The 21019-nt window shown below is 64.3% G+C and carries 21 protein-coding genes and 1 other RNA gene; 14 read left to right on the plus strand and 8 right to left on the minus strand.

Features of this window, described 5'->3' with window-relative positions; translation table 11 throughout:
* Nucleotides 1-29: 29 nt before the first annotated feature.
* Genes EN862_RS28835 through EN862_RS28845 form a run of 3 tightly spaced genes read right to left on the minus strand, consistent with a single transcriptional unit; the run spans nucleotide 30 to nucleotide 1739 of the window.
* Nucleotides 30-332, minus strand: a complete 303-nt coding sequence (locus EN862_RS28835) for a Dabb family protein (RefSeq protein ID WP_095819284.1) — start codon at nucleotides 330-332, stop codon at nucleotides 30-32.
* A gap of 10 nt (nucleotides 333-342) precedes the next feature.
* Entirely contained in the window at nucleotides 343-1284 is a 942-nt protein-coding gene (nudC, locus tag EN862_RS28840) for an NAD(+) diphosphatase (RefSeq protein WP_127867588.1), read from the minus strand.
* A gap of 35 nt (nucleotides 1285-1319) precedes the next feature.
* The gene (locus EN862_RS28845; RefSeq protein ID WP_127867587.1) at nucleotides 1320-1739 is read right to left on the minus strand and encodes an HIT family protein; all 420 of its coding nucleotides are present in this window, start codon (nucleotides 1737-1739) and stop codon (nucleotides 1320-1322) included.
* Between the two features lie 181 nt (nucleotides 1740-1920).
* Here EN862_RS28845 and ffs point away from each other — a divergent pair.
* From ffs to EN862_RS28910, 12 genes are all read left to right on the plus strand, one after another.
* Nucleotides 1921-2017, plus strand: an RNA gene (gene ffs, locus EN862_RS28850) — signal recognition particle sRNA small type.
* A gap of 106 nt (nucleotides 2018-2123) precedes the next feature.
* Nucleotides 2124-3944 (plus strand): DNA polymerase III subunit gamma/tau, encoded by a 1821-nt coding sequence (locus EN862_RS28855; RefSeq protein WP_127867586.1) that lies wholly within the window; start codon nucleotides 2124-2126, stop codon nucleotides 3942-3944.
* Between the two features lie 22 nt (nucleotides 3945-3966).
* Nucleotides 3967-4290, plus strand: a complete 324-nt coding sequence (locus tag EN862_RS28860; RefSeq protein ID WP_127867585.1) for a YbaB/EbfC family nucleoid-associated protein — start codon at nucleotides 3967-3969, stop codon at nucleotides 4288-4290.
* Between the two features lie 217 nt (nucleotides 4291-4507).
* Nucleotides 4508-5491, plus strand: a complete 984-nt coding sequence (locus EN862_RS28865) for a cell wall hydrolase (protein ID WP_127867584.1) — start codon at nucleotides 4508-4510, stop codon at nucleotides 5489-5491.
* Between the two features lie 200 nt (nucleotides 5492-5691).
* On the plus strand, nucleotides 5692-6297 hold the full coding sequence (gene recR, locus EN862_RS28870) for a recombination mediator RecR (protein WP_127867583.1): 606 nt from the start codon (nucleotides 5692-5694) through the stop codon (nucleotides 6295-6297).
* A gap of 173 nt (nucleotides 6298-6470) precedes the next feature.
* Complete coding sequence (locus EN862_RS28880; protein ID WP_127867582.1) at nucleotides 6471-7745, plus strand: lytic murein transglycosylase; 1275 nt, start codon at nucleotides 6471-6473, stop codon at nucleotides 7743-7745.
* Between the two features lie 267 nt (nucleotides 7746-8012).
* Entirely contained in the window at nucleotides 8013-9644 is a 1632-nt protein-coding gene (locus EN862_RS28885) for an ABC transporter substrate-binding protein (protein WP_127867581.1), read from the plus strand.
* A gap of 18 nt (nucleotides 9645-9662) precedes the next feature.
* Entirely contained in the window at nucleotides 9663-10730 is a 1068-nt protein-coding gene (locus EN862_RS28890) for an ABC transporter permease (RefSeq protein ID WP_127867580.1), read from the plus strand.
* Complete coding sequence (gene nikC / locus EN862_RS28895; RefSeq protein ID WP_127867579.1) at nucleotides 10727-11647, plus strand: nickel transporter permease; 921 nt, start codon at nucleotides 10727-10729, stop codon at nucleotides 11645-11647. Before EN862_RS28890 ends, nikC begins: the two co-directional genes overlap by 4 nt.
* Nucleotides 11644-12483: an ABC transporter ATP-binding protein gene (locus tag EN862_RS28900; protein ID WP_127867578.1), complete on the plus strand. Its 840-nt coding sequence runs from the start codon at nucleotides 11644-11646 to the stop codon at nucleotides 12481-12483. The genes nikC and EN862_RS28900 overlap by 4 nt, the downstream gene beginning before the upstream one ends.
* A complete protein-coding gene (locus EN862_RS28905) occupies nucleotides 12480-13229 on the plus strand; it encodes an ABC transporter ATP-binding protein (RefSeq protein WP_127867577.1) in 750 nt (249 codons plus the stop codon). Before EN862_RS28900 ends, EN862_RS28905 begins: the two co-directional genes overlap by 4 nt.
* Nucleotides 13230-13270: 41 nt before the next feature.
* Nucleotides 13271-13591 (plus strand): hypothetical protein, encoded by a 321-nt coding sequence (locus tag EN862_RS28910; RefSeq protein ID WP_127867576.1) that lies wholly within the window; start codon nucleotides 13271-13273, stop codon nucleotides 13589-13591.
* A 4-nt stretch (nucleotides 13592-13595) separates the two neighbouring features.
* Here the strand turns inward: EN862_RS28910 and EN862_RS28915 are convergent, their stop codons facing one another.
* Genes EN862_RS28915 through EN862_RS28925 form a run of 3 tightly spaced genes read right to left on the minus strand, consistent with a single transcriptional unit; the run spans nucleotide 13596 to nucleotide 18753 of the window.
* Nucleotides 13596-16697, minus strand: a complete 3102-nt coding sequence (locus EN862_RS28915) for an efflux RND transporter permease subunit (protein ID WP_127867575.1) — start codon at nucleotides 16695-16697, stop codon at nucleotides 13596-13598.
* On the minus strand, nucleotides 16697-17770 hold the full coding sequence (locus tag EN862_RS28920; RefSeq protein ID WP_127867574.1) for an efflux RND transporter periplasmic adaptor subunit: 1074 nt from the start codon (nucleotides 17768-17770) through the stop codon (nucleotides 16697-16699). The genes EN862_RS28915 and EN862_RS28920 overlap by 1 nt, the downstream gene beginning before the upstream one ends.
* A complete protein-coding gene (locus tag EN862_RS28925) occupies nucleotides 17767-18753 on the minus strand; it encodes an efflux RND transporter periplasmic adaptor subunit (RefSeq protein ID WP_245519751.1) in 987 nt (328 codons plus the stop codon). Before EN862_RS28925 ends, EN862_RS28920 begins: the two co-directional genes overlap by 4 nt.
* On the opposite strand from EN862_RS28925, the gene EN862_RS37005 reads away from it, so the two are divergent.
* Nucleotides 18740-18955 (plus strand): hypothetical protein, encoded by a 216-nt coding sequence (locus EN862_RS37005; protein WP_245519726.1) that lies wholly within the window; start codon nucleotides 18740-18742, stop codon nucleotides 18953-18955. The two genes, EN862_RS28925 and EN862_RS37005, sit on opposite strands and share 14 nt — an antisense overlap.
* A 204-nt stretch (nucleotides 18956-19159) precedes the next feature.
* Nucleotides 19160-20437: a 4-aminobutyrate--2-oxoglutarate transaminase gene (locus EN862_RS28930; RefSeq protein WP_127867572.1), complete on the plus strand. Its 1278-nt coding sequence runs from the start codon at nucleotides 19160-19162 to the stop codon at nucleotides 20435-20437.
* Between the two features lie 13 nt (nucleotides 20438-20450).
* Here the strand turns inward: EN862_RS28930 and EN862_RS37010 are convergent, their stop codons facing one another.
* Together EN862_RS37010 and EN862_RS28940 are read right to left on the minus strand one after the other, a co-directional pair.
* The gene (locus EN862_RS37010; protein WP_245519727.1) at nucleotides 20451-20636 is read right to left on the minus strand and encodes a type II toxin-antitoxin system RelE/ParE family toxin; all 186 of its coding nucleotides are present in this window, start codon (nucleotides 20634-20636) and stop codon (nucleotides 20451-20453) included.
* Nucleotides 20637-20761: 125 nt separating this feature from the next.
* Nucleotides 20762-21019 carry a type II toxin-antitoxin system ParD family antitoxin gene (locus EN862_RS28940; RefSeq protein ID WP_127867571.1) on the minus strand — a complete coding sequence of 86 codons (258 nt, stop codon included), beginning with the start codon at nucleotides 21017-21019 and terminating at the stop codon, nucleotides 20762-20764.

Here is a 21019-nt window from a genome sequence, read left to right on the forward strand (position 1 = left end):
AGCCCCCGACGTGTGCGCTCAACCCAATCTCAGCCGAACCCCAGCGGCACGTAATCAATCTCCAAAAACTTCTCCACCTCCGGCACCCAGCGGTCGCGCACGAAGGCGACGTGGTCGGGATGCTCGTTGTAACGCGTGTAGGCCGCCTGGTCGGCGAACTCCATCGAGAAGCCGAACTGGTAGTCGTTCTTTGGACTCACCTGCCGCAGCTGCTCGAAATGCGTGACGCCCTTGATCCCGGTCAGGATCTTCTTGGCGTCGTGGAGGAAGCGCTTTGTCTCCAGCGAATGCGGCTCGTGCTTCAAGGTGAACACCACGGTGTGACGGATCATTCTTGCGCTCCTATTCGCTGTCGACCCAGGCGCGGATGAGGTGATGGGCGATTGCTCCTTTCGGCGGTGTAACCAGGCCGTCGCCATGCGTCCTGTCCAGCATCGCGCGCACCTCGTCGCGGAAAAACCAGCGGCAGTCCTCCAGCTCGTTGAGATCGGCCTGGATATCCTCATTCAGCGGCTCGCCGAAACAGCCGATCATCAGCGAATAAGGGAACGGCCAGGGCTGGCTGGCGTGGTAGACGACGCGGCCGAGCCGGATGCCAGCCTCTTCCAGCGTCTCGCGCCGCACCGCCGCCTCGATCGTCTCGCCCGGCTCGATGAAGCCGGCAAGCGCTGAATACATGCCCGGCGCGAAATGCCGGCCGCGCCCCAGCAGGCATTTTTCGCGCGTTGCCGTCAGCATGATCGCCACCGGGTCGGTGCGCGGGAAATGGTCGGTGCCGCAGGCCGGACAGTGGCGCCTGTAGCCGCCGGCGCGCATTTCCGAGCGGTTGCCGCATTTCGAGCAGAAGGCGTGGCTGGCATGCCAGGCGAGCAGCGCCGCGCCTTGCGCCAGCGCGCCGGCGGCCTCCTCGTCGATCAGCCCCTGCATATAGACGGAACGATAGTCGATCGCCTTGACCGTTTCGGGGAGATTTTCCGGCTCGATACCCGCCGGCACGGCCAGCACCGGGCCTTCCTCTGAGAAGCCGAGCAGCACGCCACGGTCGAGCGAGACATCGAAGGTCTCGCTCTCGGCCACGTTGAACCAGGGGTCGAATTTGCCGTCGTCGAGCTTCAGGTAAAGCCGGCCGGCATGCATCAGCATCAGTCCGGTGGTCTGGTCGGCCAGCGCCTTTTCGACCGCGTCGTCGGCGCGGTTCTCGGATTGCCGGTCGATCCGGTTGCCGGCGAAGCCGACAAACTGGCTCGGCTCGCGCAAGGGCGCGTCAAACAGGCGGAAGGTCATGGGGACTCTGGGTATGCTGGTGGACACTGGTCAGCTTATAGCGCCGCCTTGATCGTTTCGGCAAACCGCCTGATGTCGGAGCGCTGGTAGGGTTCGCGTATGCCGTGCCCCCAGACCGGACCCGGCCAGCCCGGATCGCCCTCGGAGCGCGCGACGACATGCACATGCAGCTGGCGCACGATGTTGCCCAACGCGGCGGTGTTGATCTTGGTGCAGCCGGTTACCCGCTTCAGCGCCTGCGCCACCATATTGGTCTCGAAGGTCAGCATCGCCTGGTCGAGCGGCGTCATCTCGTGCAACTCCTCGATGCCCGGACGCTGCGGCACCAACACCAGCCACGGCCAGCGGCGGTCGTTCATCAATCTGAGTTCGCAAAGGCCAAGCCACATAAGCTGCTCGCTGTCCGCCTCCAGACGGGCGTCCAGCGTGAAACCGGCCTTGAGGCCAGGCAGCATGGGCGTTTCCTTTGTTTTTTGTATCATTCTTCAAACCAAGGAACGCTAGAGCGGCGGCAAGGTGGCTGCAAGCGATTCATTGACCGCTCTTGGCGATTTGAAGGACTTCCCGGTCGCGATATGGTCGCAGGTTCCGGCTCTCCCCTTGCATTTCGCCGCTGAATTGCCGATATGGAGCGCGGGAGGTTGGTGGTGGACGATCCACTCGCCAACCGGGTCAGGTCCGGAAGGAAGCAGCCCTAACGAGCCCGGAACGGGTCATTGTTCCAGCCTCCCGCCTCTTCGCCTTTCTTCCGCGACATTGACGGCGCCAAGCCGTGCGGGCGAAACTATGCGCAGGAATCGGCCGCCTTCCGTCGCGGTCCTGGGAGCTTTTGACGGCGAATGAGCGAAGCCGGAAACTTGGGGACGGAAAGCCTGGAGACCGGTAAGGCCGGCGCCTATCGCGTCCTGGCGCGCAAATATCGTCCCTCGAATTTCTCCGAGCTGATCGGCCAGGAGCCGATGGTCCGCACGCTGACCAATGCCTTTGCAACCGGCCGCATCGCCCAGGCCTGGATGCTGACCGGCGTGCGCGGCGTCGGCAAGACCACGACCGCGCGCATCCTCGCGCGCGCTCTCAATTACAAAACGGCGACCGTCGACCAACCCTCCGTCGACCTTTCGATCCCCGGCGAGCATTGCCAGGCGATCATGGAGGGCCGCCATGTCGACGTCATCGAGATGGACGCCGCCTCGCACACCGGCATCGACGATATCCGCGACATCATCGACCGCGTGCGCTACGCGCCGGTCTCGGCCCGCTACAAGGTCTATATCATCGACGAAGTGCATATGCTCTCCACCCAGGCCTTCAACGGCCTGTTGAAGACGCTGGAAGAGCCGCCGCCGCACGTCAAATTCATTTTCGCCACCACCGAAATCCGCAAGGTGCCGATCACGGTCCTGTCGCGCTGCCAGCGCTTCGATTTGAGGCGCATCGATGCCGGCGCGCTGGTCGGGCACCTGTCCTCGATCGCGGCCAAGGAAGGCATTTCGGTCGATGACGAGGCGCTGGCGATGATCGCGCGCGCCGCCGAGGGCTCGGCGCGCGATTCGCTGTCCATCCTCGACCAGGCGATCGCCCATGGCAGCGGCACCGTCGGCGCCGACGCGGTGCGCGCAATGCTCGGCCTCGCCGACCGCGCCCGCATCATCGACCTGTTCGAGCATGTCATGAAAGGCGATGTGGCGGCGGCGCTCTCCGAGTTCCGCGCCCAATATGATACCGGCGCCGATCCGGCCGCCGTGCTCACCGACCTTGCCGAGTTCAACCACCTCGTCACCCGCCTGCGCTTCGTACCGGCGGCCGCCGACGACGCCTCGCTTTCCGAGGACGAGCGCCGGCGCGGCGCCGAATTCGCCGGCACGCTCTCGGTGCGCGTGCTGTCGCGAACCTGGCAGATGCTGCTCAAGGGCATTCCCGAGGTGCAGTCCTCCAACCGCCCGGTCAGCGCCGCCGAGATGGTGCTGATCAGGCTGGCGCATGCCGCCGACCTGCCGACGCTGGACGAGGCGCTGAAATCGCTGGATGGCGTAGGCCCGCTGCCGAATGGCGCGCCGCGCGCCAATGGTGCACCGGCAAATCCGGGCAATGGCGGCGGCGCAAGTGCCGTCGCGCAGGCCCGGATGCCGGCTTCCACCGGCGGGAGCGCGCAGACGATGCGGCTGGTCGAGGCGCAGCCTGTGCCGGAGGCCTACGTTCCGCAACCGGCGCCGGTCGCCGAAGCGCCTGTCGTTCCGGTGAAATCGCTGGCCGACATCGTCGCGCTCGCCGACGCCAATCGCGACATCGCGTTCAAGGTGCTGCTGAAACGCTGCGTGCGGCCGGTGCGCATCGAGCCCGGCCGTCTCGACGTCACCCTGACCGATGACGCGCCGAAGATACTGCTCAACGACCTGACCTCCAAGCTGCGCGCCTGGACCGGCCGCAACTGGCTGGTGTCGCTGTCGAAGGAGGAGGGCGGCCAGACACTGGCCGAGATGGAGACGACGAAGCGCGAGAACGCCTTCTCCGACGCCAAGGCGGATCCGACTGTCGCGGCCATCCTCGCTCGCTTCCCCGGCGCCAAGATCATCGATGTGCGCATTCCGGATGTGCCGGACGTGGAAGAGACCGAAGCCGAAGTGCCGGTCGAGCCCGCGGCCGACGACGACGAAATCTGAAACAATCTTAGAGGACCACCCGATGAAAGATCTTCTCGGCCTGATGGGCAAGGCGAAGGAAATGCAGGCCAAGTTCCAGGCCATGCAGGACGAGATCGCCACGCTTGAAGCCACCGGCCAGGCCGGCGGCGGCCTGGTCAGCATCACGCTCACCGGCAAGTTCGAGATGAAGGCGCTGAAGATCGATCCGTCGCTGATCAAGGCGGATGAAGCCGAGATCCTCGAGGACCTCATCCTGGCCGCCCACAATGACGCCAAAAGTAAGGTCGAGCACGTGATGCAGGAGAAGACTAAGGCGTTGACCGCGGGCCTGCCGATTCCCCCTGGAATGAAATTGCCGTTCTGAGGCGGCCTCCGCCAGTTAATTGATTATGAACGGAAATCGAGCCCGGACCGCGATATTAACCATTTTGCCGGCAATGCTCACGGGCTCGTTTCGCGGCTTTCATAAAGTTTTACCCAAGTCCAGAAGTTGCTAACCCTCTAGCCATCTTTTTGCCTGAAAGAGTCTCATTCTTGCCACATCTCGGGGCGGGCTGGCATCTGGACATGAGGCTTTTTTGGTGATCGCGACGCGATGGAAGACGCCGCTGCTGCTTATCGGCATCGTCACTTCCCCTTTGCTCCTGGCCGGCTGCAGCCAGACCACTTCCTCCCATGGCATGTCGGTGTCGGGTCTGACCGACGCCCTCACGCCGAGTTTCCTCACCACCCGTACAAGCCACTCGCTGAAGGACAAGGAATGCCTGCAAAGGGCGATGTTCTTCGAGTCTAACCGGTCGAGCCGGGACGGCATGATCGCCGTCGGCACGGTCGTGATGAACCGCCTGCGTTCGGGCCAACATGGCAGCACCATCTGCGAGGTCGTCGGTGAGCCGGGTCAGTTCGCGCCCGGCGTGCTGACGCGGCCGATGAATTCGAGGGCGCTGCCCGATGTCGAGGAAGCCGCCGATGCGGTGCTGAGAGGCGAGCGCAAGGCCAAGCTCAAGAACACGATGTATTTCCACACCGCCGGCCTGCGTTTCCCCTACAAGAACATGCATTACACGATGGTGGCCGGCGGCAACGCCTTTTATGAGAAGCGCGGCCGCAATTGGCAGCCGCTGCCGGATGAGCCGATGGTCGCCATGGCCTCCGACAAACAGCAGAAGATTGATCCAACCGCTCCCGTGCTGATGGCTTCCGCCGAACCGGTGGTCAAGACGATCGTGCGGCAGGATCCGGCCATGCAGGTCGCGACCGATCCGGCCGAACCGACGCTTCCGGCCAGGGTGGTCGTTCCGGCCGGGCAGACCTATATGACGGCCGCCGCGGCGCCGTCGCAGAAGTCCGGGCGCCTCGCGCAGAAGCCGACGGTCGTGGCGATGCAGGAACCGATGGCCGAACCGGACGCCTCGCGTTTCGGCGGCACGCTCAAGGGCCGCTATATCACTTCGGTGCCCAACGCGCCGCAGGAAGCGTCGATGGGCTTCCAGTCAACGCCCGAGAACACCGACGCCATCGGCGCGATGATCGCCAGCCAGGACCGGCCGCTGGAAACCAACTGAACCCGATTGCATCCAACACAGGGCCCGTCATGGCAGCATGGCGGGCCCTGTGTCGTTGCGGCTGCTCCAAACCGCTCGGAAAAATCCTGGATCAGTCCGCCGTTTCACGAAACGACGAACCGATCCATCTTTTCGTTTTCACGCAATTCCGGACGGAAAACCGCTTCGCACTTTTCCTGGAATTGCTCTAGATCAAGGCGATGTCGAAGAGAATCGCCGGTCCGGAAATCGAACGCCTGATCCAGCTCCTGGCCAAGGTGCCGGGGCTTGGGCCGCGCTCGGCCAGGCGCGCCGCACTCCATCTCATCAAGAAGAAGGAACAGCTGCTCGAGCCTTTGGCCGCAGCCATGAGCGAGGCGGTCGACAAGGTGCGCATCTGCTCGACCTGCGGCAATGTCGATACCTCTGATCCTTGCATGATCTGCACCGATCCGCGCCGCGACGCGGGCACGCTGATCGTCGTCGAGGACGTCTCCGACCTCTGGGCGCTGGAGCGCGCGGCCGCCATGAACACACGCTACCACGTGCTCGGCGGCACGCTGTCGCCGCTCGACGGCATCGGTCCGGACCAGCTCAACATCCGTTCGCTGGTCGACCGCGTCGCCGGCGGCGAGGTGAAGGAGGTCATCCTTGCCGTCAACGCCACCGTAGAGGGGCAGACGACCGCGCATTACCTGACCGACCAGTTGTCCGGCTTCGAGGTCAAGGTGACGCGGCTGGCCCATGGCGTGCCTGTCGGCGGCGAGCTCGATTACCTCGACGAAGGCACGCTGGCCGCGGCGCTCAGGTCGCGGACGGCGTTTTGAGCGAATTGGGGGGCGACCTGGAAATGACGGCATTCCTTCGCGCCCCCCTCTGTCCTGCCGGACATCTCCCCCACGAGGGGGGAGATTGGCAGCTTCGCTCCCGGCGCTCTTCCTGCAACGTTGGCGATTGGCGAAAGCCGTCGCGACATCTGATCTCCCCCCAAGTGGGGGAGATGTCCGGCAGGACAGAGGGGGGCGCGAAGGAACGCGGCTTTCACAAGCTTGCTCTCGCATTTCTGTTGTTCGCACTGATTGGGCTTTTCACCATCCCCTCCCGCGCCGCCGCGATCGACGACCAGTTCCGGTCATGGCTTCAAACCGATCTCTGGCCCGAAGCCAAATCCAAAGGCATCTCGAAAAAGACCTTCGACGAGGCGTTCCTCGGCGTGAAGCCGAACCTTAAGCTGCCCGACCTCGTCCTGCCCGGCGAAAAGCCCACGACGCCCGAGAAGCAGCACCAGGCCGAGTTCGGCCCGCCGGCCAACTATTTCGCCGAAAAAATCGTCCGCGCCGTCACCACGGGCGGGCGCACACGCGAAAGCGCCAATTCAAGGGTGCTCGGTCTGATCGAGAAACGCTACGGCGTGCCGGGCGAGATCGTGCTGGCGATCTGGGGTCGCGAGACCGGCTTCGGCGCGGCCAAGATGCCCTACGACGCCTTCGAGGTGCTGGGGACGGATGCCTTCATGTCGACCAAGAAGGATTTTTTTCGCACCGAGGTGCTGGCGGCGCTTGAGATCGTCGAGCGCGGGCTGGCGCCGGTCAACGCGATGAAGTCGTCCTGGGCCGGCGCGCTTGGCCAGCCGCAATTCATGCCGACCTCTTTCTTGAAGCACGCCGTCGACTTCGACGGCGACGGCCGGCCCGACATCTGGAATTCGACGCCCGACGTGCTCGCTTCGATCGCCAACTACCTTGTCCATTACGGCTGGGGGAGGGGGCGCGGCTGGGGCGTCGAGGTGACGGTGCCGGCAAACGTTTCCTGTGCGCTCGAAGGACCCGACCAGGGCAAGAAGATTTCCGACTGGGTGGCGATGGGCATCAGGCGCGTCGACAACAAGGCGTTTCAGGCAAGCGAGATGAAGGCCGAAAGCTCCCTGCTCATGCCGGCGGGGCGCAGCGGCCCGGCTTTTCTCGTCACGCCGAATTTCTATGTGATCAAGCAATACAACAACAGCGACCTCTACGGCCTGTTCATCGGCCATGCCGCCGACCGCATCGCCAAGGGCGACGCCACCTTCGTTGGCGGCTGGGGGCCGATCGGCGATCTGCACCGCTCCGACATCGCCGCGCTGCAGCGGGCGCTGGAAGCCAAGGGCTACGACGTCGGCAGCTCCGACGGCCTGCCCGGCTTCAAGACCCGCCGCTCGATCGGCGTCTGGCAGGCGAAGAACGGTAAGCCTGCCACCTGTTTTCCCGACGCAGGCTTGGTCGCGCAACTGAAATAACGGCTGCTTCATGGCCACGAACTCTGGCAAATTTTTCCGGATCGGCTGCTCCATTTAGCCGGCGCATGGGTCGACGGATCGCCGTCCGTTAGGTCCGATATGCCGTCTCGCAAAATGCATGTTGCGGAGCGGGGCACCGTCGAATAGGGAGTTGACCAACTGGACAAAAACCACGACGGTAAGTGGTCCAAGCCGCTGCCGGCTTCGCAAAGAATAATCAAACCCTGAGCCGGGAACTCAGGTCAACAAGAACAGGGAACGATCATCATGATGCTGGAAAAGTTTGCCGTCCGTAGCTTGCTTGCAGGTGTGGCGATGACCGCGCTGCTCGCGACGCCCGCTTTCGCGGTCACGCCCGCCGATACGCTGGTTGAGGGCTTCGCCATCGACGACATCATCTCGATGGATCCGGGCGAGGCGTTCGAGCTGTCGACGGCCGAAGTCACCGGCAACACCTATGATCTCCTAGTCCGTCTCGACCTCAAGGACACCTCCAAGGTCAAGCCGGACCTCGCCGAGAGCTGGACCGTTTCCGACGACGGCCTGACCTACACCTTCAAGCTCAAGCCCGGCATGAAGTTCGCGTCCGGCAATCCGATCACCGCGGCCGACGTCGCCTATTCCTTCGAGCGCGCCATCAAGCTCGACAAGAGCCCGGCCTTCATCATCAACCAGTTCGGCATCAGCGGCGACAATGTCACCGAGAAAGCAAAGGCGGTCGATGACACGACCTTCCAGTTCGTCGTCGATAAGGCTTACGCGCCAAGCTTCGTGCTCAACTGCCTGTCCGCCACCGTCGCCTCCGTCGTCGACTCGAAGCTGGTCAAGGAGCATGTCGCTGCCGTGACGCCGAGCGCGGACTACAAATGGGACAACGACTTCGGCAATGCCTGGCTGAAGACCGGCTATGCCGGCTCGGGCCAATATAAGCTGCGCGAATGGCGCGCCAACGAGGCCGTCGTCCTGGAGCGCAATGACAACTACAACGGCGAGAAGGCCAAGCTGGCCCGCGTCATCTACCGCAACATGAAGGAAAGCTCGGCGCAGCGCCTGGCGCTAGAGGCCGGCGACATCGACGTCGCCCGCAACCTCGAGCCGAACGATCTCGACGCCATCGCCAAGAACGCGGACCTCACCACCACCAGCGCGCCGAAGGGCACGGTCTATTACATCAGCCTCAACCAGAAGAACCCGAATCTCGCCAAGCCCGAGGTTCGGCAAGCCTTCAAATATCTGGTCGACTATGACGCGCTGAGCACCACCATCCTCAAGGGTATCGGCGAGATCCACCAGTCCTTCCTGCCGAAGGGCGACCTTGGCGCGATCGACGACAATCCCTTCAAGCTCGACGTCGCCAAGGCCAAGGAATTGCTCGCCAAGGCCGGCCTGGCGGATGGCTTTAAGGTGACCATGGACGTTCGTACCGGCCAGCCGACCACCGGCATGGCGGAATCGATCCAGCAGACGCTCGGCCAGGCCGGCATCCAGCTGGAGATCATTCCGGGCGATGGTAAGCAGACGCTTACCAAATACCGTGCCCGCAACCACGACATCTATATCGGCAACTGGGGCCAGGACTATTTCGATCCGAACTCAAATGCCCAGACCTTCGCCTCCAACCCGGACAATTCCGACGCGGCCAAGATCAAGACATTGGCCTGGCGCAACGCCTGGGACATCCCGGACCTGACCAAGGAGACCGAGGCGGCGCTTCTGGAAAAGGATTCGGCCAAGCGCGCCGACATGTACAAGGATCTGCAGAAGAAGATTCTCGACACCAGCCCCTTCGTCATCATCCACCAGCAGCTGGAAGTGGCGGGCCTGCGCAAGAACCTCAAGGGCTTCGCGCTCGGCCCGAGCTTCGACACCAATTTCGTCGGTCCGGTCTCGAAGGAATAGCGTCCTCGGACGCCCCTCGTGAGCGTAGCTGAAAACCAGGTGGCGGCGGGGCGCGGCAGCGCCCGTGCTGTCGCCATCCTATCCTCGCTCGGCCGCTTCCTGGTCGTCGCGGTGACGACTTATCTCGGTCTTCTCGCGGTGACCTTCTTCATCGGCCGCGTCATCCCGATCGATCCGGTGCTGGCCGTCCTCGGCGATCGCGCGCCGACCGCCGTCGTCGAGCGCACGCGCCGCGAGATGGGTCTCGACCTGCCCTGGATCGAGCAGTTCTACCTCTATGTCAAAGCAGCGCTGAGAGGCGACTTCGGCACCTCGGTTCTGACCACCAATCCGGTGATGGCCGACATCCGCCGCGTCTTCCCGGCGACTATCGAGCTGGCGACGCTGGGCACGATCATCGGCGCCGTCATCGGCGTGCCGCTCGGCGTGCTGGCCGCCGTCAAGCGCGGCAGCCTGATCGACCAGATCGCCCGCGTCGTCGGCCTCATCGGCTATTCCGTGCCGATCTTCTGGCTTGGGCTGCTCGGCCTGGTGCTGTTCTACGCCAAGCTGCAATGGATCGCCTTCCCGGCGCGGCTCGACGTCGTCTACGAATACACATTCACGCCGATCACCGGCTTCTACCTGCTCGATGCCGCGATCCAGGGGCAGTGGGACGTTTTCCACGACGCCTGGCGCCACATCGTCCTGCCCGCTGCGCTGCTCGGCTATCTGTCGCTCGCCTATATCAGCCGCATGACCCGCTCCTTCATGCTGAACGAGCTGGCGCAGGAATATATCGTCGCGGCGCGCGCCAAGGGTCTGTCGGAGACGCGCATCATCTGGGGCCACGCGCTGCGCAACGCCGCTGTGCCGATGGTGACGGTGATCGCGCTTTCCTACGCCAACCTGCTCGAGGGCTCGGTGCTGACCGAGACCGTCTTCTCCTGGCCGGGCATCGGGCTCTACATCACCAATTCGCTGCAGAATGCCGACATGAACGCCGTGCTCGGCGGCACCATCGCCATCGGCTCGGTCTTCATCGCCATCAACCTCCTGTCCGATCTGCTCTACCGGCTGCTCGATCCAAGGACGAAGACCGGATGAGTGCTGAAACCATCCAGTCCAGGCGCGAATGGCTGCTCAGCGACCGGCCGGCATCGCGCCTGCAGGCAAGGCTAGGCCGCGCCTATGTCGCCTGGCGTCGCTTCTCCGCCAACCGGCTGGCGCTGGTCGGCATGTTGATCATCATCGCGCTGGTGCTGGTCGCCGCGCTTGCCGACGTGCTGGCGCCCTATTCCGCGACCGTGGGCGACCTGAAGAACGCCCGCCTGCTGCCGCCGAGCGCCGCGCATTGGTTCGGCACCGACGACCTAGGCCGCGACATCTATTCGCGCATCGTCTACGGCGCGCGCTGGACGCTTTATGTGGTGATCCTCGTCGCCATCATCGCCGCGCCCATCGGCCTGCTGGTCGGCACGGTCGCCGGTTATGCCGGCGGCTGGACCGACACGATCCTGATGCGCATCACCGATATCTTCCTCGCCTTTCCGAAGCTGGTGCTGGCGCTGGCTTTCGTCGCGGCGCTCGGTCCCGGCATCGAGAACGCCGTGCTGGCGATCGCCATCACTTCCTGGCCGCCTTATGCGCGCATCGCCCGCGCCGAGACGCTGACGGTGCGCAACTCCGACTACATCAAGGCGGTGCAACTGATGGGCGCCTCGCCCTTCCGCATCGTGCTGCGCCACATCATGCCGCTCTGCATCTCTTCGCTGATCATCCGGGTGACGCTGGACATGGCCGGCATCATCCTCACCGCCGCGGGCCTCGGCTTCCTAGGCCTCGGTGCGCAGCCGCCGCTGCCCGAATGGGGCGCGATGATTGCATCGGGTCGCCGCTTCATCCTCGACCAGTGGTGGGTTGCCGCGGCCCCTGGTGCCGCCATCCTCATCGTCAGCCTCGGCTTCAACCTGCTCGGCGACGGTCTGCGCGACGCGCTCGATCCCCGGAGTGGCGACCAATGAACGGCGACACGCTCCTCGAAGTCGACGACCTGCGCGTCACCTTCCCGACTCGCACGGGCATTGTGCAGGCGGTGCGCGGCGTCTCCTTCTCGCTCGGCCGCGAGCGTCTCGGCATCGTCGGCGAAAGCGGCTCCGGCAAATCGCAGACCGGCCGCGCCATCATGGGCCTCACCCCGCCGCAGGCCGAGGTGTCGGCGAAGAAGCTCGCCTTCAATGGCATCGACCTGCTCTCGATCTCGCCTCGCCAGCGCCGGTCGCTGCGGGGAAACCGCATCGCCATGATCCTCCAGGATCCGAAATATTCGCTCGATCCGGTGATGACCATCGGCCGCCAGATCGTCGAGACGCTGCGCACGCATGAGAAGGTCTCCAGGGCAGAGGCGCGCGAGAGAGCTTTAGCCATGCTGCAGGCGGTGCAGATCCGCGATCCGGCCCGCGTCTTCGACCTTTACCCGCACGAGGTTTCGGGCGGCATGGGCCAGCGCGCCATGATCGCCATGATGCTGATCACCGGACCGGAGCTGATGATCGCCGACGAGCCAACCTCGGCGCTCGACGTCACCGTGCAACTCGACGTGCTCAAGATCCTCGACAAGCTCGTCGCCGAGCGCGGCATGGGGCTGATCTTCATCTCGCACGACCTGCGCCTGGTTTCGTCCTTCTGCGACCGGGTCGTCGTCATGTATGCCGGCAAGGTGGTCGAGCAGATCAAGGCTTCCGAGCTGCGCGACGCCCAGCATCCCTACACGCGCGGCCTGCTCAACTGCATGCCGAGGATCGGCTTCGAGCGCCATCCGCTGCCGGTGCTCGACCGCAAGCCGGAGTGGGCTGCATGACGGCCGCCGTCGCCATCGAGGGACTGGAAGTGGTCTTCGACCGTTTTCGCGCGCTGAAGGGCGTCAGCCTCGAAGTGAGGGAAGGCGAATCCTACGGCCTCGTCGGCGAAAGCGGTTCCGGCAAGTCGACGCTGTTGAGGGCGATCACCGGCCTTGCGCCTGTCGCTTCAGGAACCATCATAGTCAACGGCAAGACGCTCGGCAAAACGCGCGACAAGGCCTTTTACCGTGATGTGCAGATGGTCTTCCAGGATCCGTACGGCTCGCTGCATCCGCGCCAGACGGTCGACCGCCTGCTGCAGGAGCCCCTCGCGATCCATGGCATTGCCGACGGCGAGAAGCGCATCGAACGCGCGCTGGACGAGGTTGGCCTCGGCAAGGGCTTCCGCTTCCGCTACGCGCACCAGCTCTCCGGCGGCCAGCGCCAGCGCGTGGCGATCGCCCGTGCGCTGATCCTCGAACCCTCGATCCTGTTGCTCGACGAGCCGACCTCGGCGCTCGACGCCTCGGTACAGGCCGAGGTGCTGAACCTGCTCGAAGAGGTGCGTAGGCGACACAAGCTGACCTTCCTGATGGTCAGCCACGACCTCGCCATCATCACCCATATGTGCGAGCGGCTGATGGTGATGCAGAATGGCGAGGCGGTTGAGACGCTGACCGCGAGCCAGCTGATCGGCCACCGGGTGAGCGAGGATTATACGCGGAATTTGCTCAGGGCCAGCGAGGGGTTTGTGCGGACGGCTTGAGATGGTTCCTGTTGGCGCATAGCCAATTTAGGAGATTTCGCATGGAGCGATGGGACTTCGAAGACCCACCGAACGTCGCGGTCTTATCGGACAAGGGCATATTCAGACACGGCGACTGGATCGCATACGTTGTGCATGAAAATGACGATGAAGGGGGCAGTTGGCAGTTCTACAGCAGCGACACGCGGGATCGGAATGAAAGCGACATGATGCTCGTAGGCTTGCGAGAGATGGTTGACCGGGACAAGAGCATCCTGGAATTGGCCGATTTGCCAAAGGGTTGGCACGCTTGGCGCAGCTCAAAGTCATCGCCGTGGCAGCGCGCCAAGTCGCGTCCCCTCGGCCTACGCGATGACGAATGACGCCTCAGGTTGGGGTGGTCTGCGCCAGATCGCCGGTCTCTGAAACAGCCACGCTTTCCCTATCTTTCGGCTCCTTGATCCTGAACCACGTCACATAGAGCGCCGGCAGGAAGAGCAGCGTGATCGCTGTGCCGGCGATGATGCCGCCCATCATGGCATAGGCCATCGGCCCCCAGAACACTTCGCGCGCGATCGGGATCAGCGCCAGGCTGGCGGCGGCCGCCGTCAGCGCGATCGGCCGCATGCGATGCTCGGTCGCTTCGACCACGGCCGCCCAGCGGTCCTTGCCTTCCTTGACGAGGTCCTCGATCTGCACGATCAGGATGACGGAGTTGCGGATCAGGATGCCGATCAGCGCCAGCACGCCGAGGATGGCGACGAAGCCGAGCGGCGCGCCGCTCGGCACCAGCGCCGCCACCACGCCGATCAGGCCGAGCGGCGCCACCGCCACCACCAGGAACAGGCGCTGGAAGCTCTGCAACTGCACCATCAGGATGGTCGCCATGACGAACAGCATCAGCGGCACCACCGCCGCGATCGGCCCCTGGCTCTTGGCGCTTTCCTCGACCGAGCCGGCGGTCTGCACCGAATAGCCCGGCGGCAGCTTGGCGATGAAGGCGTCGACCGACGGTTTCAGCTCGTTGACGACGGTCGCCGGCAGGACGTCGCCGACCAGGCCGGCGCGCACGGTGATGGTCGGCGCGCGGTTGCGCCGCCAGACCGTCGGCTGTTCGAGGTCGTAGCGGAAGTTGGCGATTGCCGCCAACGGGATCGACTCGCCGGTGCCGGTCGGCAATTGCAAATTCTGCAGCGTCGAGATCGAGCTGCGGTCCGCCTCGCGCGAGCGCGCCACGACATCGATCAGATAGGTGGCGTCGCGCACCTGGGTGATCGTCGCGCCGCCGACCGTGCTGTTCAGCGCGCTGGCGATGTCGGAGGAGGTGATGCCGAGCTGGCGCGCCTTGTCCTGCAGCACGTCGACCCTCAGCACGCGCTGCGGCTCGTTCCAGTCGAAGGTGGGGGCCGCCAGCTTCGGATTGGCCGATATCAGGCCGGCGAATTGCTGCGCGAGCTCGCGCACCGTCTGAATGTCGGGACCGCCTACGCGGTACTGCACCGGCCGGCCCACCGGCGGGCCGAGCTCCAGCAATTTGACGAAGGCGTCGGTGCCGACGAATTCCTCGCGCAGCAGCTTCTCCAGCGCCGCCTTCACCCGGTTGCGCGCCTCGATGCTCTTGGTGACGATCACGGTCTGGCCGAAATAGGGATTGGCCGGCTGCACGTCATAGGAGAGCACGAAGCGCACGGCGCCTTCGCCGATATAGGAGGAGAAGTGGTCGATGTCGGGATTGCCGACCAGCGCGCGCTGCTCGAAGCGTTCCATCTGGTCGCGCGTTTCCGTGATCGAGGAGTTCTGCGGCAGGTTCCAGTCGACGATCAGCTCCGGCCGGTCGGACGGCGGGAAGAATTGCTGCTGCACAAGGCCGAAGCCGGCCACCGAGCCGGCGAACAAAAGCACCGTCACGATGATGGTCAGCCAATGGCGGCGCACGGAAAAGACGAGCACGCGCCGGAACAGCGAGGTGAGGCGTCCGGGCTGGTCGTGGTGCTTCGCCTTCATCGTCGCCGGCAGGATGGTGACGCCGAGCAGCGGCGCGAACAGCACCGCCACGATCCATGACACAAGCAGCGATACCGCGATGACGACAAACAGCGTGAAGGTGTATTCGCCGGCGGCGCTCGAGTTGAGGCCGATCGGGATGAAGCCGGCGACCGTCACCAGCGTTCCCGTCAGCATAGGGAAGGCGGTCGAGGTGTAGACATAGGTCGCCGCCTTGCGCAGATTGTCGCCGACCTCCAGCCGCGCCACCATCATCTCGACCGCGATCATCGCATCGTCGACCAATAGCCCGAGCGCGATGATCAGCGCGCCGAGCGAGATGCGCTGCAGCGAGATGCCGAGATAGGCCATGACTGTGAAGGTGATCGCCAGCACAAGAGGGATCGACAGCGCCACGACGAAGCCGGCGCGCATGCCGAGGCTGATGAAGGAGACGGCGAGCACGATCGCGACGGCCTCGAACAGCGCCCGCGTGAAGCCCGAGACCGCCTCCTCGACGATGACCGGCTGGTCGGCGACCAGATGCACGCCGACGCCGACCGGCAGGTCGGCCAGCACCTTCTGCATCTCCTCATGCAGCGCCTCGCCGAATTTCAGCAGGTTGGCATTGGGCTTCATGCCGATGGCAAGCCCGATCGCGTCCTGGCCGTTGAAGCGGAACAGGGCTGTCGGCGGGTCGACATAGCCGCGCCGGATCGTCGCCACATCGCTCAGCCGGAAGAAGCGATCGTTGACGCGCAGATTGATGGCCCGGAGGCTTTCCTCTGAGGTGAACTGTCCGCCGACGCGCACGCTGATGCGCTCTGGTCCGGACTCGATGACGCCGGAGGGCGTGATCGCGTTCTGCGCCTGCAGGCTGGCGACGATCTGCTGCTGGTTGAGGCCGAGCGCCGCGATCTGCCGGCTCGAGAATTCGAGATAGATCGCCTCGTCCTGCGCGCCGACCAGATCGACCTTGCCGGCATTCGGCACGGTCAGGATCTTCGTGCGGACATCCTCCACGTAATCGCGCAATTGGCGCGGCGTCAGCCCATCGGCGGTGAAGGCGTAGATGTTGCCGAAGACGTCGCCGAAGCGGTCGTTGAAGAACGGTCCCTGCACGCCTTGCGGAAGCTGCGCCTTGATGTCGTTGACCATGTTGCGCACCTGAAGCCAGTTCGGCACGACGTCGCGCGCCTTGGTGGTGTCCTTCAGGTTGACGAAGATGACGGTCTGGCCGGCGGTGGTGACGGATTTGGTGTAGTCGAGGCTGTCGAGTTCCTCGAGCTTCTTCTCGATGCGGTCGGTCACCTGCTGCACCGTCTCCTTGACCGAGGCGCCGGGCCAATTGGCCTGGATGATCATGGTCTTGATGGTGAAGGCGGGGTCTTCCTCCCGGCCGAGATTGAGATATGAGAAAATGCCGGCCACCACGAAGACCAGCATGAAGTACCAGACCATGGAGCGGTGGCTGAGCGCCCAGTCGGAGAGGTTGAAGCCCTTCATCAGACGCCGCCCTCCGGCACTTTGACCTTCTGGCCTTCGCTCAGGCTGTGGACGCCGGCAGTGACCACGCGCATGCCGGCTTCAAGCCCCTCGGCAATCGTGAAGGAGCCGCCATTTTTCGAAGCGACCTTGATCTCACGAGCGCTCACGCTGGAGGATTGCGGATCGACGATCCAGACTTTCTCCGAACCGTCCTTTTCGAGCAGCGCCGACATCGGCAGTTCGATCGTCGGCGCCACCTTGGTCATGCGCGTCGCGGTGATCGTCGAGCCGAGCCGGAACGCCGTCGGCGGATCGACCAGCGTCAGCTTCACGCGCCGTGTGCGGGTAGCGCCTTCCGACTGCGGCGCGATCTCGCGCAGCTTGGCCTGTGTCTTGATCGTCGGCAGCGATTGCAGGACGATCTCGAAGGGCATGCCGACAGTGAGGTCGCCGGTCAGCTGATCGGGGATGTCGACCACGGCCTCGCGCGGGTCGGTGCGCGCCACGGTGACGACCGTCTGTCCCGGCGAAACAGTCTGCCCGACCTCGGCGCCGACCGCTGTGACGACGCCGTCGAAGTCGGAGAACAACCGGGCATAGCCGAGCTGTTCCTGCGATTTCGCCAAAGCGGCATTGGCCCGCTCGACACCGGCTTCCGCCGCCTGCCGCGCTTGTTTGGCGGCACCGAACGTGGCCTGCGAGGTGTTGGCCGAGGCAAGCAATTGCCGCTGGCGATCCTCGCTGGCGGCGGCGTTGATGAACTGCGCCTGCGCGTTCGACAGATCAGCTTTCGAGGCCTGGACGGCGAGCTCCAGAGCCGTCGGATCGAGCGCCGCGATGGTCGTGCCCTTGGTGACGAGATCGCCGACTTTGACGTCGCGCGAGACGACGCGGCCGAGGAGGCGGAAGGCAAGGTCGGCGCTGTATTGCGGCTCGACCGAACCGGCAAAGCCGAAAGTCTCGACGGTCTTCGGCTCGACCACCACCGACAGAACGGGCCGGATGACCTCCGGTGGCTTCTCTTCCGAACGCGAGCAGGCGGCAAGCGTAGCAAGGATCAGCAAGGGAGCGATGTGCGGCAACCGGTTCATTGGCTGGCTCCAGCGACCTCGACCGTCTGTCCGGGGCTGAGCAATTGTCCGCCGGCGGTGACGACGCTCTGGCCCTCCTGCAAACCCTTGTCGACGGCGACCACGCCGGAATCGAAGGCGAGCACCTCGACTGGCGCCGTGCTGACAGCCTTGCTCGACGGATCGACGATCCAGACGGCGGGTTTGCCGGCGGTCGAAGTCAGCGCCTGCCAGGGCAACAGGATGGCCTTGACCGGCTTGGCGCTGACCGTGCCGATCACGGCTGCGCCCAGCGGCATGCCGGCCGGTGTGTCGGGGATGCCGACCTTGACCCGGATCGATCCAGACTGGGTATCGATCGCCGGCGAGATCTCGCGCACCTTGCCGGTCGCGCGCACCTGCGGGTCCGACAGCAGCGTGATCGTCACCGCCGGAGAAGGAGGTGTCTGGACAACCAGTGTCTCGTGTACGTTGAAGACGGCGTCGCGGTCGCCGTCCTCGGCGATGGTGAACACGGTCTGCGCCGCTTGCACCACCTGCCCGGCCTCTACCTGGCGCGCCGTGATGACGCCAGCGGCCCCGGCCTTGAGCTCGGTGTAGGACAGGTTTTCCTTGGCGTTGGACAGTGCGCTCAGCGCGGCATCGACGCTGCCTTGCGCCACTTTCAGCCCCTGGTCGGCGCTGTCGAAATCCCGTCTCGTCGTAAACCCTTGCGAAAGCAGCGTCTTTTGCCGCTGATAAGTGGCCGCCGCCTGGGTGAGCTGCGCCTGCGCCGCGTCGAGGTCGGCCTGCGCCGAGCGCAGGTCCGATTGCTGTTCCTGCGGATCGATGCGCGCAAGCACCGCGCCCTGATCGACATGCTGGCCGACATCGACCAGACGCTCGGCGACCCGGCCGCCGACACGGAACGACAGATTGTTGAGTGTGCGGGCCGCGATCACCCCGGTCAGCGAGGTCCGCGGCGCATAGTCGGCGAGCGCGACCGTCTGCGTGGTCACCAACACCGGCAATTTCTTCTCCGCCGCCTGCTGCTTCTGGCAGCCGGATGCAGAAATCGCCGCGCCGGCGCAGGCCAGCATCAACAAGGTTCTTGAAGGACAAGGAAGGCGGAGCGACGAAGACGGCAAGGCGGACGATGTCGCGTTCGAGCTCATGGTTCCCCTCAACTCGTGGGAGCCGCTCCTGACGGCGGCACGTCGCGGATGAAATGAGATTAATCGATCGGCGGGAAAAGGAAACTATCTCCCGAGGCGTATATCGTCGGTTAAGAGCGTTCGTTCCCCATCCTTTAGGCAGGCCCAATGGACTGGGCCAACGTGCCAACTTGAGGAAAACGTGAAATAAGGTCAGAAGGGTTTGATCAACGGAACGGGTTTGATCCCGAACAGGGATGCCCGATTGAGGGACGACATGAAGAATTTAGCCATTTCCGAACGCAAGAACCAGTCGATTTCGCGCGGCGTCGGCATGACGACGCAGATCTACGCCGATCGCGCCGAAAATTCGGAAATCTGGGATGTCGAGGGCCGCCGCTATATCGACTTCTCGTCCGGCATCGCCGTGGTCAACACCGGCCACCGCCACCCGAAGGTCATCGAGGCGGTCAAGGCGCAGCTCGACCGCTTCACCCACACCTGCCACCAGGTCGTGCCTTACGAAAGCTATGTGCGCCTGGCCGAGCGGCTGAACGGCATGCTGCCCGGCAAGTTCGAGAAGAAGACGGTCTTCGTCACCACCGGCGCCGAGGCGGTCGAGAACGCCATCAAGATCGCCCGCAACGCCACCGGCCGTCAGGCCGTCATCGCCTTTTCCGGAGGCTTTCACGGCCGCACCTTCATGGGCATGGCGCTGACCGGCAAGGTGGTACCTTACAAGGTCGGCTTTGGCGCCATGCCTGCTGATGTCTTCCACGCGCCTTTCCCGGTCGCGCTGCATGGCGTTTCGGTCGCGGACTCCCTCGCCGCCCTCGACAAGCTGTTCAAGGCCGATGTCGATCCGAACCGGGTGGCCGCCATCATCGTTGAGCCGGTGCAGGGCGAGGGCGGTTTCTACGAAGCGCCGCGTGACTTCATGACAGCACTGCGCAAGATCTGCGACCAGCACGGCATCATGCTTGTCGCCGACGAGGTGCAGACCGGTTTTGCCCGCACTGGCAAGATGTTCGCCATGGATCACCATGACGTGGCCGCCGATCTCACCACCATGGCCAAGAGCCTTGCCGGCGGCTTCCCGCTGTCGGCCGTCACCGGCCGCGCCGAGATCATGGACGCGCCCGGTCCCGGCGGCCTCGGCGGCACCTATGGCGGCAGCCCGATCGGTGTCGCCGCGGCGCACGCCGTGCTCGACGTGATCGAGGAGGAAAAGCTCTGCGACCGTGCCAATGCGCTGGGTGCCAGGCTGAAGCAGCGGCTGGAATCGATCCGCGACGACGTGCCGGAGATCGCCGACATCCGCGGCCCGGGCTTCATGAACGCGGTCGAGTTCAACGACGTGAAGAAGGGTCTGCCGTCGGCCGAATTCGCCAACGCGGTCAGGCTGAAGGCGCTGGACAAGGGCCTCATCCTGCTGACCTGCGGCGTCTACGGCAACGTCCTCCGCTTCCTGTCGCCGATCACCATCCAGGACGGCGTCATGACGGAAGCGCTGGATATTCTGGAAAGCTCGATCCGCGACGCGCGGGCGGCCTGATCGAGTGTCAGCTTCAACTATCCTTGGGCATTTTCCCTTCATCGAAAATGCCCTGGATGTCGTGTGAGCCGTGCAGGATGCGCTCAACACGCACGTCGTCGCCCTCGAGGCTATAAAAGATGACATATCTCTGGAACGCGACGGAGCGCAGCCCAGGCCAGAGTTCGGCACGGGGAGCGCCACCACGTGGTGCATCCAAGATAGTGTCGCATCATACTCGAAGAGCCGCTATCAAGCGGCGGGCGGCGGCCCGATTTTCAGCCCGGATGTAATCGCCAATCTCTTCAATGTCCTGCACGGCGACGGGTGCGAAACTGAGAGCCATTATTTGCGACTTTCAGCCGCATGTCTTTTCTCCAACCGATCAAAAACGTCGTCGGCTGCAATAGCTTGTCCGCTCTCCACACCCTTGCGGATGTCTTCGCGCAGCGCGGCAAGCTTCGCCTGCCGGTGCTCTTCGCGTTCTTCCAGCAGACGCAGGCTATCGCGCACCACCTCACTTGCGCTGGCATAGCGGCCACTCTCGACAAGCTCACGCACGAATGCCTCGTAGCGGGAGCCAATGCTGTAGCTTGCAGGCAT

The organism is Mesorhizobium sp. M2E.F.Ca.ET.219.01.1.1 (assembly GCF_004016445.2).
Classification (GTDB): Bacteria; Pseudomonadota; Alphaproteobacteria; order Rhizobiales; family Rhizobiaceae; genus Mesorhizobium.

Excerpts from the sequence above, each read along its gene's own strand:
- EN862_RS28835 (WP_095819284.1), bottom strand. The coding sequence starts at position 332 with ATGATCCGTCACACCGTGGTGTTCACCTTGAAGCACGAGCCGCATTCG.
- nudC (WP_127867588.1), bottom strand. The coding sequence starts at position 1,284 with ATGACCTTCCGCCTGTTTGACGCGCCCTTGCGCGAGCCGAGCCAGTTT.
- EN862_RS28845 (WP_127867587.1), bottom strand. The coding sequence starts at position 1,739 with ATGCTGCCTGGCCTCAAGGCCGGTTTCACGCTGGACGCCCGTCTGGAG.
- EN862_RS28855 (WP_127867586.1), top strand. The coding sequence starts at position 2,124 with ATGAGCGAAGCCGGAAACTTGGGGACGGAAAGCCTGGAGACCGGTAAG.
- EN862_RS28860 (WP_127867585.1), top strand. The coding sequence starts at position 3,967 with ATGAAAGATCTTCTCGGCCTGATGGGCAAGGCGAAGGAAATGCAGGCC.
- recR (WP_127867583.1), top strand. The coding sequence starts at position 5,692 with ATGTCGAAGAGAATCGCCGGTCCGGAAATCGAACGCCTGATCCAGCTC.
- EN862_RS28880 (WP_127867582.1), top strand. The coding sequence starts at position 6,471 with ATGTCCGGCAGGACAGAGGGGGGCGCGAAGGAACGCGGCTTTCACAAG.
- EN862_RS28885 (WP_127867581.1), top strand. The coding sequence starts at position 8,013 with ATGATGCTGGAAAAGTTTGCCGTCCGTAGCTTGCTTGCAGGTGTGGCG.
- nikC (WP_127867579.1), top strand. The coding sequence starts at position 10,727 with ATGAGTGCTGAAACCATCCAGTCCAGGCGCGAATGGCTGCTCAGCGAC.
- EN862_RS28900 (WP_127867578.1), top strand. The coding sequence starts at position 11,644 with ATGAACGGCGACACGCTCCTCGAAGTCGACGACCTGCGCGTCACCTTC.
- EN862_RS28905 (WP_127867577.1), top strand. The coding sequence starts at position 12,480 with ATGACGGCCGCCGTCGCCATCGAGGGACTGGAAGTGGTCTTCGACCGT.
- EN862_RS28910 (WP_127867576.1), top strand. The coding sequence starts at position 13,271 with ATGGAGCGATGGGACTTCGAAGACCCACCGAACGTCGCGGTCTTATCG.
- EN862_RS28915 (WP_127867575.1), bottom strand. The coding sequence starts at position 16,697 with ATGAAGGGCTTCAACCTCTCCGACTGGGCGCTCAGCCACCGCTCCATG.
- EN862_RS28920 (WP_127867574.1), bottom strand. The coding sequence starts at position 17,770 with ATGAACCGGTTGCCGCACATCGCTCCCTTGCTGATCCTTGCTACGCTT.
- EN862_RS28930 (WP_127867572.1), top strand. The coding sequence starts at position 19,160 with ATGAAGAATTTAGCCATTTCCGAACGCAAGAACCAGTCGATTTCGCGC.
- EN862_RS28940 (WP_127867571.1), bottom strand. The coding sequence starts at position 21,019 with ATGCCTGCAAGCTACAGCATTGGCTCCCGCTACGAGGCATTCGTGCGT.